The sequence below is a fragment of the Rhodoplanes sp. P11 genome, assembly GCF_964266735.1.
Taxonomy (GTDB): domain Bacteria; phylum Pseudomonadota; class Alphaproteobacteria; order Rhizobiales; family Xanthobacteraceae; genus Rhodoplanes; species Rhodoplanes serenus.
The window spans coordinates 176858-191782 of the sequence record NZ_CAXWGY010000020.1; the positions used below are offsets into that span (position 1 = coordinate 176858).

The 14925-nt window shown below is 70.2% G+C and carries 13 protein-coding genes; 5 read left to right on the top strand and 8 right to left on the bottom strand.

Going from position 1 to position 14925, the window contains the following annotated elements:
* Nucleotides 1–43: 43 nt before the first annotated feature.
* From ACFQUV_RS22420 to ACFQUV_RS22455, 8 genes are all read right to left on the bottom strand, one after another.
* Nucleotides 44–1537 (bottom strand): aldehyde dehydrogenase family protein, encoded by a 1494-nt coding sequence (locus ACFQUV_RS22420; RefSeq protein ID WP_129611224.1) that lies wholly within the window; start codon nt 1535–1537, stop codon nt 44–46.
* A 19-nt stretch (nt 1538–1556) separates the two neighbouring features.
* On the bottom strand, nt 1557–2495 hold the full coding sequence (gene mmsB / locus ACFQUV_RS22425; RefSeq protein ID WP_244601741.1) for a 3-hydroxyisobutyrate dehydrogenase: 939 nt from the start codon (nt 2493–2495) through the stop codon (nt 1557–1559).
* Entirely contained in the window at nt 2492–3574 is a 1083-nt protein-coding gene (locus ACFQUV_RS22430) for an enoyl-CoA hydratase/isomerase family protein (protein ID WP_129611222.1), read from the bottom strand. The genes mmsB and ACFQUV_RS22430 overlap by 4 nt, the downstream gene beginning before the upstream one ends.
* A gap of 32 nt (nt 3575–3606) precedes the next feature.
* Nucleotides 3607–4746 (bottom strand): acyl-CoA dehydrogenase family protein, encoded by a 1140-nt coding sequence (locus tag ACFQUV_RS22435; protein WP_129611221.1) that lies wholly within the window; start codon nt 4744–4746, stop codon nt 3607–3609.
* A 197-nt stretch (nt 4747–4943) separates the two neighbouring features.
* Nucleotides 4944–6200, bottom strand: coding sequence for a thiolase family protein (locus ACFQUV_RS22440; protein ID WP_129611220.1), 1257 nt, complete (start codon nt 6198–6200; stop codon nt 4944–4946).
* Between the two features lie 56 nt (nt 6201–6256).
* Entirely contained in the window at nt 6257–7474 is a 1218-nt protein-coding gene (locus tag ACFQUV_RS22445) for a cytochrome P450 (protein ID WP_129611219.1), read from the bottom strand.
* Nucleotides 7475–7543: 69 nt separating this feature from the next.
* The gene (locus ACFQUV_RS22450; protein ID WP_129611218.1) at nt 7544–8500 is read right to left on the bottom strand and encodes an SDR family NAD(P)-dependent oxidoreductase; all 957 of its coding nucleotides are present in this window, start codon (nt 8498–8500) and stop codon (nt 7544–7546) included.
* Nucleotides 8500–9177, bottom strand: coding sequence for a TetR/AcrR family transcriptional regulator (locus ACFQUV_RS22455; RefSeq protein WP_165364162.1), 678 nt, complete (start codon nt 9175–9177; stop codon nt 8500–8502). Before ACFQUV_RS22455 ends, ACFQUV_RS22450 begins: the two co-directional genes overlap by 1 nt.
* Nucleotides 9178–9489: 312 nt before the next feature.
* Between ACFQUV_RS22455 and ACFQUV_RS22460 the strand changes: the two genes are divergently transcribed.
* Genes ACFQUV_RS22460 through ACFQUV_RS22480 form a run of 5 tightly spaced genes read left to right on the top strand, consistent with a single transcriptional unit; the run spans nt 9490 to nt 14925 of the window.
* Nucleotides 9490–9813: a 2Fe-2S iron-sulfur cluster-binding protein gene (locus tag ACFQUV_RS22460; RefSeq protein WP_111383268.1), complete on the top strand. Its 324-nt coding sequence runs from the start codon at nt 9490–9492 to the stop codon at nt 9811–9813.
* Nucleotides 9810–11072, top strand: coding sequence for an NAD(P)/FAD-dependent oxidoreductase (locus tag ACFQUV_RS22465; protein WP_207211588.1), 1263 nt, complete (start codon nt 9810–9812; stop codon nt 11070–11072). Before ACFQUV_RS22460 ends, ACFQUV_RS22465 begins: the two co-directional genes overlap by 4 nt.
* Nucleotides 11073–11131: 59 nt before the next feature.
* Complete coding sequence (locus tag ACFQUV_RS22470; RefSeq protein ID WP_129611216.1) at nt 11132–13102, top strand: AMP-binding protein; 1971 nt, start codon at nt 11132–11134, stop codon at nt 13100–13102.
* Nucleotides 13099–13992 (top strand): ABC transporter ATP-binding protein, encoded by an 894-nt coding sequence (locus ACFQUV_RS22475; RefSeq protein ID WP_244601738.1) that lies wholly within the window; start codon nt 13099–13101, stop codon nt 13990–13992. The genes ACFQUV_RS22470 and ACFQUV_RS22475 overlap by 4 nt, the downstream gene beginning before the upstream one ends.
* A gap of 12 nt (nt 13993–14004) precedes the next feature.
* Nucleotides 14005–14925, top strand: coding sequence for a branched-chain amino acid ABC transporter permease (locus tag ACFQUV_RS22480; protein ID WP_129611215.1), 921 nt, complete (start codon nt 14005–14007; stop codon nt 14923–14925).

Genomic DNA, 14925 nt, shown 5'->3' on the forward strand with positions numbered 1-14925 from the left:
CATGACGGGGCGGCCGCGGCGGGCCGTGCCGCCGCGACGCGCATCAGGTCATGTTGAGAATGACGGTCTTTTTGTGGGTGAAGTGCTCCAGCATGGCTTCGAGCGAGGCTTCCTTGCCGAGGCCCGACTGCTTGATGCCGCCATAGGAGAGCGACGGCTGCACCACGAGGTTCTGGTTAACCTGCACGAAGCCGGCTTCGAGCCGGTGCGCCGCATCGAGCGCCGTTTTCAGGTCGCGGGTCCAGAGGGTGGCGGCGAGCCCGTAGTCGCTGTCGTTCGCTGCGGCGATCGCCTCCTCGTAATCGCGAAAGCGGATCACGCAGCACACCGGGCCGAAGATCTCCTCGCGCGCCAGCCGGCTGTCGTTGCCGAGCCCGGTGAAGACGTGCGGCCGCACGAACAGGCCGCCGGCGAGCGCCGGATCGTCCGGCAGCGCCGAGCAGGCCCGGACGCCGGCACCGGCCGCGCGGCCCGCCTCGATGTAGCCGCAGACGCGCTCGTGCTGGCTCTTGGACACGATGGCGCCGATGTCGGTCCGCTCGTCGAGGGGATCGCCCATCACCATGCGGTCGACGGCCGCGGCCAGCCTGTCCACGAAGGCGTCGTGAATGCTGTCGTGGACGAAGATGCGGCTCGACGCCGTGCAGCTCTGTCCCTGGCGGGTGAAGCGCATGCCGGCGACGGCGCCGGCCACCGCCCGGTCGAGATCGGCGTCGGCCATGACGATCATCGGGCTCTTGCCGCCGAGCTCGAGCGTCACCGGGATCAGCTTGTCGGCGGCGGCGCGGTAGACCGCCCGCCCGGTCTCGACGGAGCCCGTGAAGGTGATCTTGCGGACCGCCGGAGCGGCGACCAGCGGGGCGCCGCACTCCGGGCCGAAGCCGGTGATCAGGTTGAACACCCCCTTGGGCAGCACCGTGTTCATCACCTGCGCGACCCGCAGCACCGCCAGTGGCGCCTCCTCGGCGGCCTTCACCACGACGGCGTTGCCGGCCACCAGCGCCGGAGCGATCTTCATCGCCATCAGCATCATCGGGGCGTTCCATGGGATGATGGCGCCGATGACGCCGATCGGCTCGCGCAGCGTCACGGTCAGCATCGCCGGATCGAACGGGATGGTCTCGCCCTTCAGCTCCGAGCCGAGACCGCCGAAGAACGTGAACACGTCGGCCAGCACCGACGCCTCGCCGCGGCTCTCGGTGCGCAGCGCCTTGCCGGTCTCGAGCGCCACCAGCCGGCCGAGCTCCTCCACCCGGCCGGCGAGCAGGCGGCCGCATTCGGCGACCAGGGCGCCGCGCCGGCGCGCCGGCAGCTTCGCCCACGCCTTCTGGGCCGCGGCCGCGGAGGCGACCGCCGCCTCCACATCGGCCGCCTCGCCGAACGGCGCGGTCGCGATGGTCTGTCCGGTCGCCGGATTGATCACCGCGTAGGTGCGGCCCGAGACCGCCGGCACCAGGGCGCCGTCGATCAGCATGCGGCCCGACAGGGCCGCAGCGAGAGCGTGCGGATCGGTCACCGGCTCGATCGCGATGGTCATGGCTGTCGTCCTCGCTCGGTCACGCGGCACCGCGCAGCATCTCGACGATGCCGGAGAAGTCGCGGTCGCCGCGGCCGCTACCCACAAAGAGCGCGTAGAGGGACACCGCCGCGGTGCCGAGCGGCGTCGCGGCGCCGGTTCCGGCGGCGGCCTGCTGGGCGAGCGTCAGGTCCTTCAGCATCAGGGCGGCCGCAAAGCCGGCCTCGTAGCCCTTGTTGGCCGGCGAGGTCGGGACCGGCCCGGGAACCGGGCAATAGGTGGTGAGCGACCAGCATTGGCCGGACGAGGTCGACGATACGTCGAACAGGGTCTGCGCATCGAGCCCGAGCTTCTCGGCCAGCGCGAACGCCTCGGCCACCCCGATCATCGCGATGCCGCACATCATGTTGTTGCAGATCTTGGCGGCCTGGCCATTGCCGGACGCCCCGGCATGGACGACGGTGCGCCCCATCGCCCGCAGGATCGGCTCCGCCCGGTCGAACCCATCGCGCGGACCGCCGACCATGAAGGTGAGGGTCGCGGCCTCCGCCCCGACGGTTCCGCCCGACACCGGCGCATCCAGCATCGCGAGCCCGGCGGCGGCCGCCGCCTCCGCCACCGCCCGTGCACTCTCCACGTCGATGGTCGAGCTGTCGATCAGCAGCGTGCCCGGACGAGCCACCGCGATGATGCCGCTTTCGCCGAGATAGACGTCGCGGACGTGCCGGCCCGTCGGCAGCATGGTGATGACGACGTCGGCATCGGCGACCGCCTCCGCCAGGCCCGCAGCGATCCGGCCGCCCGCCGCCGCAAGGGCCTCGCACGCCGCCGGAACGACATCGAAGCCGATCACCTCGTGGCCGGCAGCGAGCAAGTTGCGCGCCATCGGGGAGCCCATCTTGCCGAGGCCGATGAAGCCGATCCGTGCCATGGTGGAACGTTCCCTTCCTGAGTCTTTTCTGTTGTTCCGGCGCCTCAGCGCCGCGGCGGCAGCACCAGCTCGTCGTCGCCGAGCGGCGCGAAGACGGCGTCGACGTCGGCGATCGAAACCTCCTCCAGCCGGGCCGGCCGCCAGACCGGGCGCTGATCCTTGTCGACCAGCAGGGCGCGGACCCCCTCGAAGAAGTCGTGGCCCGCCATCATGCGCCGCGCCATCCGGTACTCCATCGCCATCACCTCACGAAACACCAAGTGGGCGCCGAGGCGGATCTGACGCACCGTCACGGCGAGGGCGGTCGGCGACTTGCGGGCGAGCTCGGCCAGGATCTCCGCGGCGCGCGGATCGCGCTCGCGCGCCAGCGCCGCCATGATCGCCTCGACGGTGTCGAAAGCGAAGCAGCGATCGATCAGCGCCCGTCGCGACGACAGCGGCGCCGACCCGGGATCGACATGGTGCGCGCCGAGGATGTGGTTGATCGCCGCGACGGCGTCCTCGGCCGGATCGAGGGTCGAGAGCTCCGCCACGAGGGCGGCCGTGCGGTCGTGCGGAACGTGGTGGGTGGCGAGCCCGGTGTAGACGCAATCGGCTGCCTTCAGCCGCGCCCCGGTGAGCGCCAGGTACATGCCGATCTGGCCCGGCAGGCGCGGCAGCACGTAGCCGCCGCCGACATCGGGGAACATGCCGATCCCGGTCTCCGGCATCGCGAACAGCGTGCGGTCGGTGGCCACCCGGTGGCTGCCGTGCACCGAGATGCCGACGCCACCCCCCATGGTGATGCCGTCGATGAGCGCCACATAAGGCTTGGGAAACGCCTGGATCTGCGCGTTGAGGGTGTACTCCTCGCGAAAGAACCGCGGAAACAGGCCGGGATCGGCGGCGCGCGCCGCGAAGAGACTGCGCAGATCGCCACCGGCGCAGAAGGCGCGATCGCCGGCGCCGGTGACCAGCACGGCCGAAATCGCCGGGTCGGCGGCCCACTCGGTGAGCCGCGCCGCCATGGCGCGGATCATGTTCAGCGTGAGGGCATTGAGCGCCTTCGGCCGATCGAGGCGGATCATCCCGACGGCGCCGTGGACATCGAAGCGAATCTCGTCGGCCGCGACGGCTGCGTCGTTCATCTGCACGCTCTCCCCGGTTCGCATCGCCGCGGTCATTGACGCAGCAGCGCGCGGGAGACGATCACCCGCATGATCTCGTTGGTGCCTTCGAGAATCTGGTGGACCCGGAGGTCGCGCAGATACCGCTCGATCGGGAAGTCGCGCAGGTAGCCGTAGCCACCATGGAGCTGGAGCGCCTCGTTGACGATCCGAAAGCCGTTGTCGGTGGCCAGCCGCTTGGCCATGGCACACTGCATCGTGGCATTCGGCGCCTGGCGGTCGAGCGCCACCGCGGCCCGGTGCAGAAGAAGGCGGGCGCTCTCCAGCGCGGTCGCCATGTCGGCGAGCTTGAACTGGACCGACTGGAAGTCGGCGAGCGCCTGGCCGAACTGCCGCCGCTCGCGACTGTAGGCGGTGGCGAGATCCAGGCAGGCCCGTGCCCCGCCGAGCGAGCAGGCGCCGATGTTCAGTCGCCCGCCGTCCAGCCCCATCATGGCGATGGCGAAGCCGTCGCCTTCGCGGCCGATGCGGTTCTTCACCGGGACACGGCAGCCGTCGAACAGCACCGCGGCGGTGGGTTGCGACTTCCAGCCGAGCTTGCGCTCGTTGGCCCCGAAGCTCAGCCCCGGCGTGCCCTTCTCGACCGCGATACAGGAGATGCCCTTGGGGCCTGGACCGCCGGTGCGGGCCATCACCAGATAGAAATCGCTCACCCCGCCGCCCGAGATGAACGCCTTGGCGCCGTCGAGCACGTAGTGATCGCCGTCGCGCACCGCGCGCGTCGCCAGGCCGGCCGCGTCCGACCCCGCATTCGGCTCGGTCAGGCAATAGCTGGCGAGCCAGTCCATGGACACCAGCCGGGGAATCCAGGTGCGGCGCTGCTCGTCGCTGCCGAACCTGTCGATCATCCAGGTGACCATGTTGTGGATCGACAGATAGGCCGCGGTCGACGGGCAGGCGGCCGCCAGCTCCTCGAAGATCAGCGCGGCATCGAGCCGGCCGAGACCGGAGCCGCCGACATCCTCGCGCACATAGATGGCGGCGAAGCCGAGCGCGGCCGCTTCGCGCAGCGTGTCGACGGGAAAGATCGAGTCCTCGTCCCAGCGGGCGCCGTGCGGCAGCATCATCTCGGTCGCGAAGGACCGCGCCGCTTCCTGAAAGGCCCGCTGGTCCTCGGTCGGCTCGAAGTTCATGGCCGGGTCCTCCCCCTCCGGGGTGGTGCCGGCCTGTCGGTCCTGCGCGTGCTCATCGCCTGGTCGCTCCTTCCCCTGGCCGGCTGCGGGTGCGGTGCGATCCCGTGCCGACTCTCGATCGCCCGGTTTTCCGGGTCCGTCTTCTCGCCGGTGTCGCGGCGACCGCGACACCGCTTCGTTCGGCCCTCCTCGCCGGCTCAGCGCCGCGGTGCTGCGAGCAGCGTCACGGCGCAGATCGCCTCGTCGAAGCCGATCACGCCGCCGCCGTTCTCGGCGAGAGCGACGCGGGCGCGCTCGGCCTGGCGTGGCCCCGCCTCGCCACGGAGCTGCACGACAAGCTCGTGGATCATCGACAGGCCGGTCGCTCCGATCGGATGCCCTTTCGAGACCAGGCCGCCGGAGAGGTTGACGGGCCGCTCGCCGCCGAGCGAGGTCGCCCCCGACGCCACATAGGCGCCGCCCTCGCCGTCCGGGCAGAAGCCCAGCATCTCGCACTGGTAGAGCTCGCAGAACGCCGTCGCGTCGTGGACTTCCGCGATGTCGACGTCGGCGGGCGAGAGACCGGCGCGGTCGTAAGCCTTACGGGCGGCGACCCGGCTGAGACCCGGCTCGTCGGGGTCACGATACTTGCCGCCCGACATCTGCACGGTGAGCACCCGCACGGCGCGCTCGCGCACCTCCGGCGGCCGGCTGGCCAGGAACGCCTCCGAGCACAGAACCGCGCCGGCGGCCCCATCCCCGATCGGCGCGCACATGGCCCGTGTCAGCGGCCAGCTCACCTCGCGGTCGTTCAGGACCTCGTCGACCGACATCTCGAAGCGATACTGCGCGCCGGGATTGAGGCTGCCCATGTGGTGGTTCTTGGCGGCGCCCGCCGCGATCTGGCGCTGCGTCGTGCCGAACCGCTTCATGTGGTAGGCCGCCTGCATGGCGTAGGTGCTCATGAACACCGTGGCGCCGCCCGCCTTGGGCGTGAACGGCTTGCCGGCCCGCTCGCCGATGGCCGTATAGTAGGCTTCCCATTCGTGCGGATCGAACCGATCGATGGCGCCGTCGAAGATCTCCTGCGTGCGCGCGCGATCCTCGAAGAAGGTCTTCTCGACACCGACCGCGAGCGCCACGTCGGTCTCCCCCGAGGCGACGTCCTTGACGGCGCCGTAGAAGGCGAGCGAGGCGGTGGCGCAGCCTCCCTCGACATTGACGATCGGCACCCGCTCGGGGAAGCGGCCGTCGCGCACCAGCGGGGTGAAGCAGACCTGGCCGCGGATGTTGCGCTGCTCGAACGCGCCCATGCCGCAGTTGCCGAACCACACCGAGCCGATCGGCCCGCCGTCGTCGAGTCGGGCGTCGGCGAGCACGCCGTCGACGATGTCGCGGGTGAGATCCTTGTAGGTCTTGTGCGGCAGCCTGCCGAACGGCGTGCAGGCGCTGCCGAGGAGGTAGACGTCGGGCATGGTCGGGGGTCCGTCACGGGGGGGACAGAAGTGGCCGAAAAGAGACGCCGCCGGCTCTACCGGCCGAAGCGCACCGGCAGCGCATGGACGCCGCGCATCACCATCGCGTCGATCCAGTCGAGATCCGCGATCGGCCGGGTGACCTCGATAGTGCGATGACGGCGCAGGATCTCGCGCAACGCCGTGCCTGCCTCCAGGCGCGCGAGCGGAGCGCCGAGGCAGAAGTGGATGCCCTTGCCGAAGGTGACATGCCGGTTCGGCATGCGGCCGAGATCGAGACGATCGGGCTCGGCGAAGACGTCGGGGTCGCGATTTGCGGCGGCGATCATCACGAAGATGCGGCTGCCCTCCTCGAGCCGCCGGCCGCCGAGATCGTGCGACTTGGCGACGGCGCGTGAGACCGAGAGCACCGGACCGTCGAAGCGCAGGAACTCCTCCACCGCGGTGTCGACAATGGCGGGCTCCCGGCGCAGACGCTCCTGCTGGTCCGGATTGGCGTGCAGGGCCATCAGGGCATTGCCGAGCAGGTTGGTGGTGGTCTCGTGGCCGGCGAACAGCAGCAGCATGGCGCTGGCCACCACCTCGTCGTCGCTCAGCGTGCCCTGCTCGTCGCGGGCCTGGATCAGCATGGTGAGGATGTCGCCGCGCGGGGCGTCGCGGCGTTCCGCCACCAGGCGGCCGAAGAACTCCGCCATCGCCAGCACGCCGGTGCGGGCGCGCTCGTACTTGGCCTCGACGGTGCGGGGGCTGCCGACGAAGTTCACCAGGTCGTCGGACCATTGCTTGATGGTGCGCAGCATGTCGCGCGGCACGCCCATCATGTCCATGATCACCATGGCGGGAAGCTGCACGGCGAAGTCGGCGACGAAATCGAACTCCTGGTCGGGCTCGATCTCGTCGAGCAGGAAATCGACGATCGCGACGACGCTCGGCCGCAGCGAGGCGACGACGCCCGGATTGACCGCGGTGTTGAGCAGCCGCCGCAGCCGCGTGTGCTCGGGCGGATCACGAAACACCAGCCAGAGGCCGATGTAGCGCATCACCTCGGCGAGCGTGGAGCGATCGGCGTCCTGGGCGCGCCGGTAGAACGGCGACAGCCGGTCGGAGGAGAACACGTCCTCGGCGAGCACCCGCGCGGCATCCTCGTGGCGGGTGACGACCCAGCTCGACAGCTTGGGACTCCAGTGGACCGGGTCCTCGGCCCGCAGCCGCGCAAACACCGCGTGGGGATTGCACATCACGGCGCGATCGGCGGGATCGTAGAGCAGCTCCATCGTGTCCTCCGTCGGGGGTGGGCGGCACGTTCGGCGCCCGAGGAACAGCGGGATCGTCCGCCGGGCGGCTCAGGGCACCGAAGCAGCCGGCACGGAATCCTCGGGCGCACGGTCCCGGTGCGCCGCCTTCAGACGCTCGGCAGCGGCCGCGAAGGCCGAGGTGAGATCCGGATACGCCACCGCGCGGCTCAGATCCGACGCCTGCGCCAGCGCCGCCTCGACCGCCTCGGGCGAAGGATGGTCGGCCGGCAGCACGACGCCGTGCGATTCGACGACGGCCGCCCGCGCCAGATAGCCGCCGCCGGCGACCAGGACCTCGCCCGAGACGCCACAGCGGTCGCTCGCCAGATAGGCGACGACGGCCGAGACATGCTCGGGCGGCATCCGCCGGAACACCTCGGCGTCGAGCACGCCGTCGCTCATCCGGGTGGCGGCGAGCGGGCCGATGGCGTTGACCGCGATGCCGTGGCGCCGCCCCTCCTGGGCCAGCGCCTTCATGAAGCCGACCAGGCCGAGCTTGGCGGTGTCGTAGTTGGTCTGGCCGAAATGGCCGTACAGGCCCGACGACGAGGTGGTGACGACGATGCGGCCATGGCCCTGCTCCACCATGCCGGCCCACACGGCCTTGGTGCAGTAGACGGTGCCGAGCAGATGCACCTCCAGCACCCGGTGGAAGTCGGCGAGATCCATCTTGGCGAAGGTCTTGTCGCGCAGGATGCCGGCGTTGTTGATGAGGATGTCGACGCGCCCGAAGGCATCGATCGCCTGCTCGGCGAGACGCGCGGCGCCGGCCGGCGTGGCGACATCGTCGCCGTTGGCGACCGCCATCCCGCCGGCGGCGCAGATTTCCGCCGCCACCTGCTCGGCCATGCGGGAGGGCTGGCCACGGCCGTCCACCGACGTGCCGAGATCGTTGACGACGACACGCGCGCCGCGCGCGGCGAGCAGCATCGCATGGCTGCGCCCGAGGCCGCCGCCGGCGCCGGTGACGATCGCCACCCGCCCCTCGAACCCGATCGCCCCCATCACGGCTCGCCCGCGCGGCGATCGGTGCGCTCCAGCCGGGCGACGAACAGGGCGATGTGCTCGGCGAGCAGTCGCTCCGGCGCGATGTCCTGGAAGACCCAGCTCTTGAAAGCGTGCATGTGCGACAGGAAGACGATCTCGTAGGCGACGACGCGATCGTCGACGGCGCGGAACTCGTCGGTGATGACGCCGGCCCGGATGATGTCGCGAAACACCTCGGCGATCTCGAACTCCTGCCGCTTGTAGACGGCCTTGGCCTCCGGCGGCAGCGAGCGATACTCGCGATAGGTGAGGCGGACCAGGTCGGCCTTGTCCTGGCAGGCGAGCCAGTAGACCCGCATCGCCGCGGTGAGCTTGTTGATCAGCCCCTGCTCGGCCGCGACCGCGGCGAGCATCTGCTCGCGCAGACCGCCGAAGATGTCCTCGCAGGCGATCACCAGCAGATCGCTCTTGGTGCGGATGTAGCGGTACAGGCCGCCGATGCTGATGCCGGCCTCCTCGGCCACGTCGTTGACCGAAAGCGCTTCGAAGCCGCGCTCCTCGATCAGCCGGACCGCCGCCTTGGCGAGCTGGCGGCGCCGCTCCCGGCTCCGGCGCTGCTGCCGACCGGGCTGGGCGTCGGGCTCCGCCCCGGACGGCGGCTGCCGCTCCGCGTTCTTTGCACCGGGCTGGACCATGGGCTCTCGCATTCGTCTGGAGCCCGCACGCTGACTCGAGCAGCATTGCGAGCGAGTGATCGCTTTTTATTGCTCGCGCCCGGCAGGCTGTCAAGGCGCATTCGACAACCGCTCAGCCACGCTGTCATCCCCTCTCAAGGTTATAAATTACCGTCTAAGAACATTATTTTGCATTCCTCTCGTTCTTTCGCGATCGGAGGAACTCTCGGCACTTGACAGCACAGGCCAACCTGCCACTTCATAATGCGATCGATCGCTCGCTCGTTTAACGAAGCAGCGACAAGAACAATGCGATGGGAGGAAAGGCCGACGATGCCGAAGGTGACCTACGTCCTGGCCGACGGTTCGCGACGCTCGCTCGGCCTGTCGGTCGGCGCCTCGCTGATGGAGGGTGCGACCGGGAATGCGGTTCCCGGCGTGCTCGGCGATTGCGGCGGCTCGTGCGCCTGCGCGACCTGTCACGTCTACATCGAGGACGCGCGGGCCGCGGCGCTGCCGCCGCCGTCGGAGATGGAGAACGAGCTGCTGAACGGTGTCGCCGCCGAGCGCCGCCCGACCAGCCGGCTCGGCTGCCAGGTCCGCGTCACGGCCGAGCTCGATGGTCTCGTCGTGGTGCTGCCGGAGCGGCAGACGTGAGCCAGGGCCCGCTGGTCGTCGTCGGCGCGTCCTGTGCGGGCGTCAGCCTCGCGATGGCGACGCGCGACCTCGGATCGGAGCGCCCCATCGTGCTGGTCGGCGACGAGCCCGACCTGCCGTACCATCGCCCGCCCCTCTCCAAGGCGTTCCTCGCCGGCAAGGCCGAGGAGAGCACGCTGGCGCTGCGCCCCGAGAGCCTGCTCGCATCGCTGGGGATCGAGATCGTGGCCGGCACGGCCGTGACCGTGATCGACCGCACCGCCCGCCGGGTGATCACCGCGAACGGCCGCCGCATCGCCTACGACCACCTCGCCCTCACCACCGGCAGTCGCGCCCGGACCCTCGCGATCGCCGGCACCGCTGACAACGTGCTGACGTTGCGCACGCTGGCGGACGCCCGTCGGCTGCGCGCCGCCGTCGCGACCTGTCGCGAGGTGGTGATCGTCGGCGGCGGCTTCGTCGGCCTGGAGGTCGCCGCCACGCTGGCGGCCGCCGGCGCCGCCGTCACCGTCGTCGAGACCGAACAGCGGCTGCTCAAGCGCGCCGTGTCGCCGGCCGTGTCCGACGCCGTGATGCGTCTCCATACCCGCCACGGCGTCGGGCTCCGGCTCGGCGCGCGGGTGATCGCCATCGACAGGGCCGGAGATCGCGCCCGCGCCGTCCGTCTCGACGATGGCTCCGTGCTGCCCTGCGACCTCGTCGTGGTGGGGATCGGCGCCGTCGCCAACGACGAGCTCGCCGCCGCGGCCGGTCTGCCCTGCCGGGATGGCGTGCTGGTCGACCCCGAAGGCCGCACCACGGACCCGCACATCGTGGCCGCCGGCGATTGCGCCCGGCATCCGAGCCGATTCGCCGACGGGCGTCTGGTGCGGCTCGAATCGGTGCAGAACGCCACCGATCAGGCCCGCGCCGCCGCCGCCGTCCTGCACGGCCTGCCGCAACCCTACGACAAGGTACCGTGGTTCTGGTCCGATCAGTACGACGTCAAGATCCAGATCGCCGGCCTCGTCGACGAGCCCGACACGAGCGTGCTGCGCGGAAACGCGGAGGACGGCCGCTTCTCGGTGTTCCACTTCCGCGCGGGACGTCTGATCGGCGCCGAATCCCTCGGGCGACCCGGCGATCACCTGTTCGCGCGCCGCTGCCTCGGCGAGCACCTCGCCGTCACGCCCGCCATGCTGGCCGACGCGGGCACCGATCTCGCCGCCCTCGCCACCGCGGCGCGGGCCGCAGCCGCCGCACCGAGCCGGACCTCCTGACCCGGTCCAGGCGGAACCTCCGCCGGGACAGTCGCATCGGACCCACCAGGTGCCGAACCATGCTCCAGGACTGCCGATCATTCCCCGCCATCCTGCTTCTCAACGCCGATCGCTTCGCCGAACGGCCCGCCAATCGATTCAAGACGCGGGGCATCTGGCACACCTGGACCTGGCGGGAGGTGGCCGACGAGGTGCGCGCGCTCGCCTTCGGGCTGCGCGAGCTCGGCTTCCGGTCCGGTGATCGCATCGCCATCGTCGGGCGCAACCGGCCGCGCCTCTACTGGGCGATCGCCGCGGCGCAGTCGCTCGGCGGGGTGGCGGTGCCGGTCTATCACGACTCCGTCGCCGACGAGATGGCCTATGTGCTCGGCCACGCCGAGGTCGGCTTCGTGATGGCGGAGGACCAGGAGCAGGTCGACAAGATCCTGAGCCTCGCCGACCGGCTGCCGTCGCTGCGGCACACGCTCTACGACGAGCCGCGCGGGCTGCGCGACTACGACCATGAGAGGCTGCATCACCTCGACACCGTGCTGGCCAACGGCCGCGCCGCACTCGAGCGCGATCCGGCCGGCGACGCGACGTGGCGGGCCGGCATCGCGGCGATCCGCTCCGAGGACCTGGCGGTGCTGCTCTACACCTCGGGCACCACAGGCCGCCCCAAGGGCGTGATGCTCACCTATCGGAATCTGATCTCCTCCGCGGTCAACGCCAACCGCTTCGATCGGCTCGACGAGACCGACGAGGTGGTCGCCTATCTGCCGATGGCGTGGATCGGCGATCACATCTTCTCGCTCGCGCAGTCCTACTGCGCCGGCTACTGCGTCTGCTGTCCGGAAGCGCCCGACACCATCGCGCAGGACCGTCACGAGATCGCACCGACCTACTTCTTCGCGCCGCCGCGCATCTTCGAGGAGATGCTGACCATGATGATGGTGCGGATCGAGGACGCGATGCCGATCAAGCGGCGGATGTTCCACTACTTCGTCGCGGTGGCGCGCCGTTGCGGCGCCGCCGCCGACGCCGGTGCCGCGGTGCCGCTCACGGACCGCCTGCTCTATGGCCTCGGATCGATTCTGGTCTACCGCCCGATCAAGAACCGGCTCGGGCTGTCGCGCATCAAGGTGGCCTACACGGCCGGCGAGGCGATCGGGCCGGAGATGTTCGGCTTCTTCCGCTCCTTCGGGGTCAACTTGAAGCAGCTTTACGGCCAGACGGAAGCCTGCGTCTACATCACCATGCACCCGGACGATGCCGTCGACGTCGAGACGGTCGGGGTTCCGGCGCCGGACGTCGACATCCGGATCACCGAGCAGGGCGAGATCCAGTTCCGCTCGCCCGGCGTGTTCGCCGGCTACTACAAGGAGCCGGAGCGGACCGACGAGATCCGCACCCTCGACGGCTGGGTGAAGACCGGCGACGCCGGCTATCTCGACGACCGCGGCCACCTGCGCATCATCGATCGCGCCAAGGATGTCGGCCGGCTCACCAGTGGCGGCCTGTTCGCGCCGAAATACATCGAGAACAAGCTCAAGTTCTTTCCCGAGATCAAGGAGGCGGTGGCGTTCGGCCACGACCGTGACCACGGCGTCGCGATGATCAACATCGATCTCGCCGCGGTGGGCAACTGGGCCGAGCGCAACGGCGTCATCTATGCGAGCTACCAGGAGCTGGCGGCGCATCCTCAGGTCTACGACATCGTCGCGCGCCATGTCGCGGCCGTGAACCGCAGCCTCGCCGCCGATCCGCGCATGGCGGCCTCCCAGATCCGGCGCTTCCTCATTCTCCACAAGGAGCTCGATGCCGACGACGGCGAGCTGACGCGAACCCAGAAGGTGCGCCGCAGCTTCATCGCCGAACGCTACGCGCCACTGGTGGACGCGCTCTACACCGGGCCGGGCGTCTACGAGATCGCCACCGAGGTGGTGTTCGAGGACGGCCGCAAGGGGCTGGTCAGCGGTCGTGTCCAGGTCCGCGAGGCCGAGATCGTCGCGCCGCCCGCCGGCCCGGCGAGCGTGGCGAGAGCCGCATGACGAGGATGCAAGCGATGGACGCGATGACCCAGCAGGCACCGACGATCCAGCACCACCGGGACGGCACCGCCGAGCCTGCCGCGGGGTCCGCCGCCGCCCGGTCCGCCGCCACCGGGCCTGCCGACCAGGTGCTGCTCGCCGTCGACCGCATCAGCCTGCGCTTCGGCGGCGTGAACGCGCTGACCGACGTGTCGTTCGACATCCGACGCGGCGAGATCCGCGCCATCATCGGACCCAACGGCGCCGGCAAGACATCGATGCTGAACTGCATCAACGGATTCTATCATCCGACCGACGGCGCCATCACGTTCAAGGGCGAGCGGCGCGCCCACATGCGGCCCTATGTGGCGGCCCGCGGCGGCATCGCCCGCACGTTTCAGAACGTCGCCCTGTTCCGCGGCATGACGACGCTCGACAACATCATGACGGGACGGGCCCTGCGGATGAGATGCGGCCTGTGGCGGCAGCTCGTCCGTCTCGGTCCGGCGCTGCGCGAGGAGATCGAGCATCGCCAGGTGGTGGAGGAGATCATCGACTTCCTCCAGATCCAGCACATCCGCAAGGTGCCGGTCGGCCGGCTGCCCTACGGCCTCCAGAAGCGGGTGGAGCTCGGCCGGGCGCTCGCCATGGAGCCGGATCTACTCCTCCTGGACGAGCCGATGGCCGGCATGAACGTCGAGGAGAAGGAGGACATGTGCCGCTTCGTGGTCGAGGCCAACCGGCATTTCCGGACCACGGTGGCGCTGATCGAGCACGACATCGGCGTGGTGATGGACCTGTCGGATCGCGTCGTCGTGCTCGAATACGGCCGCAAGATCGCCGACGGCACGCCGGCCGAGGTCAAGGGCGATCCGGCCGTCATCAAGGCGTATCTCGGCGTGGCGCACTGAAGGAAACCAGCCATGGCGTTCGTCCTCGAGGTGCTGCTCGGCGGCCTGCTCTCCGGTGTGCTCTATGCGCTGGTGGCGCTCGGCTTCGTGCTCATCTACAAGGCGTCGGGCGTGCTCAACTTCGCCCAGGGCTCGATGGTGCTGCTGGCCGGGCTCGCCTTCGTCAAGGCGCAGGCCGCGCTTGCCGCCATCGCGCCGTTCTGGCTCGCCGCGCTCGGCGCCTTCGTGTTCGCGGCCGCCATCCTGGTGGCGGTCGCCTGGGCGACCCAGCGCTTCGTGCTGACGCCTCTCCTCAACCAGAGCCAGCTGTCGCTGTTCATGGCGACCATCGGGCTCGCCTTCGTGATCGACTCGCTCGGCCAGCTCGTGTTCGGCTCGGAGGTCTATGCGCTCGACATCGGCCTGCCGCGCGACCCCGTGTTCCTCCTGGACGGCGTGTTCGACGGCGGCTTGCTGATCAACGGGCTCGATCTCTGGGGCGCCGCCATCGCGGCCATCCTCGTGGTCGCCCTGGTGCTGTTCTTCCACCGGACCGGCACCGGGCTCGCACTGCGAGCGGCGGCCGACGACCACGCGGCGGCCCAATCGGTCGGCATCCCGATCGCCTGGATCTGGTTCGTGGTGTGGACCATCGCCGGCCTGGTGGCGCTGGTGGCGGCGCTGCTGTGGGGCTCCAAGCTCGGCATCCAGTTCTCGATCGCGTTCCTCGCCCTCAAGGCGCTGCCGGTTCTCATCCTGGGCGGCTTCACGTCGATCCCGGGCGCCATCGTCGGCGGCCTGCTGATCGGCGCCGGCGAGAAGCTCGCCGAGGTCTTTCTCGGGCCGATGCTCGGCGGCGGCATCGAGTACTGGTTCGCCTACGTGGTGGCGCTGTCGTTTCTGCTGGTGCGGCCGCAGGGGCTGTTCGGCGAGCGCATCATCGAGCGCGTCTGA

Bases quoted from the DNA above. Each gene is read 5' to 3' on its own strand.
- ACFQUV_RS22420 (WP_129611224.1), bottom strand. From the start codon at position 1,537: ATGACCATCGCGATCGAGCCGGTGACCGATCCGCACGCTCTCGCTGCG.
- ACFQUV_RS22430 (WP_129611222.1), bottom strand. From the start codon at position 3,574: ATGAACGACGCAGCCGTCGCGGCCGACGAGATTCGCTTCGATGTCCAC.
- ACFQUV_RS22435 (WP_129611221.1), bottom strand. From the start codon at position 4,746: ATGAACTTCGAGCCGACCGAGGACCAGCGGGCCTTTCAGGAAGCGGCG.
- ACFQUV_RS22440 (WP_129611220.1), bottom strand. From the start codon at position 6,200: ATGCCCGACGTCTACCTCCTCGGCAGCGCCTGCACGCCGTTCGGCAGG.
- ACFQUV_RS22445 (WP_129611219.1), bottom strand. From the start codon at position 7,474: ATGGAGCTGCTCTACGATCCCGCCGATCGCGCCGTGATGTGCAATCCC.
- ACFQUV_RS22450 (WP_129611218.1), bottom strand. From the start codon at position 8,500: ATGGGGGCGATCGGGTTCGAGGGGCGGGTGGCGATCGTCACCGGCGCC.
- ACFQUV_RS22455 (WP_165364162.1), bottom strand. From the start codon at position 9,177: ATGGTCCAGCCCGGTGCAAAGAACGCGGAGCGGCAGCCGCCGTCCGGG.
- ACFQUV_RS22460 (WP_111383268.1), top strand. From the start codon at position 9,490: ATGCCGAAGGTGACCTACGTCCTGGCCGACGGTTCGCGACGCTCGCTC.
- ACFQUV_RS22470 (WP_129611216.1), top strand. From the start codon at position 11,132: ATGCTCCAGGACTGCCGATCATTCCCCGCCATCCTGCTTCTCAACGCC.
- ACFQUV_RS22475 (WP_244601738.1), top strand. From the start codon at position 13,099: ATGACGAGGATGCAAGCGATGGACGCGATGACCCAGCAGGCACCGACG.
- ACFQUV_RS22480 (WP_129611215.1), top strand. From the start codon at position 14,005: ATGGCGTTCGTCCTCGAGGTGCTGCTCGGCGGCCTGCTCTCCGGTGTG.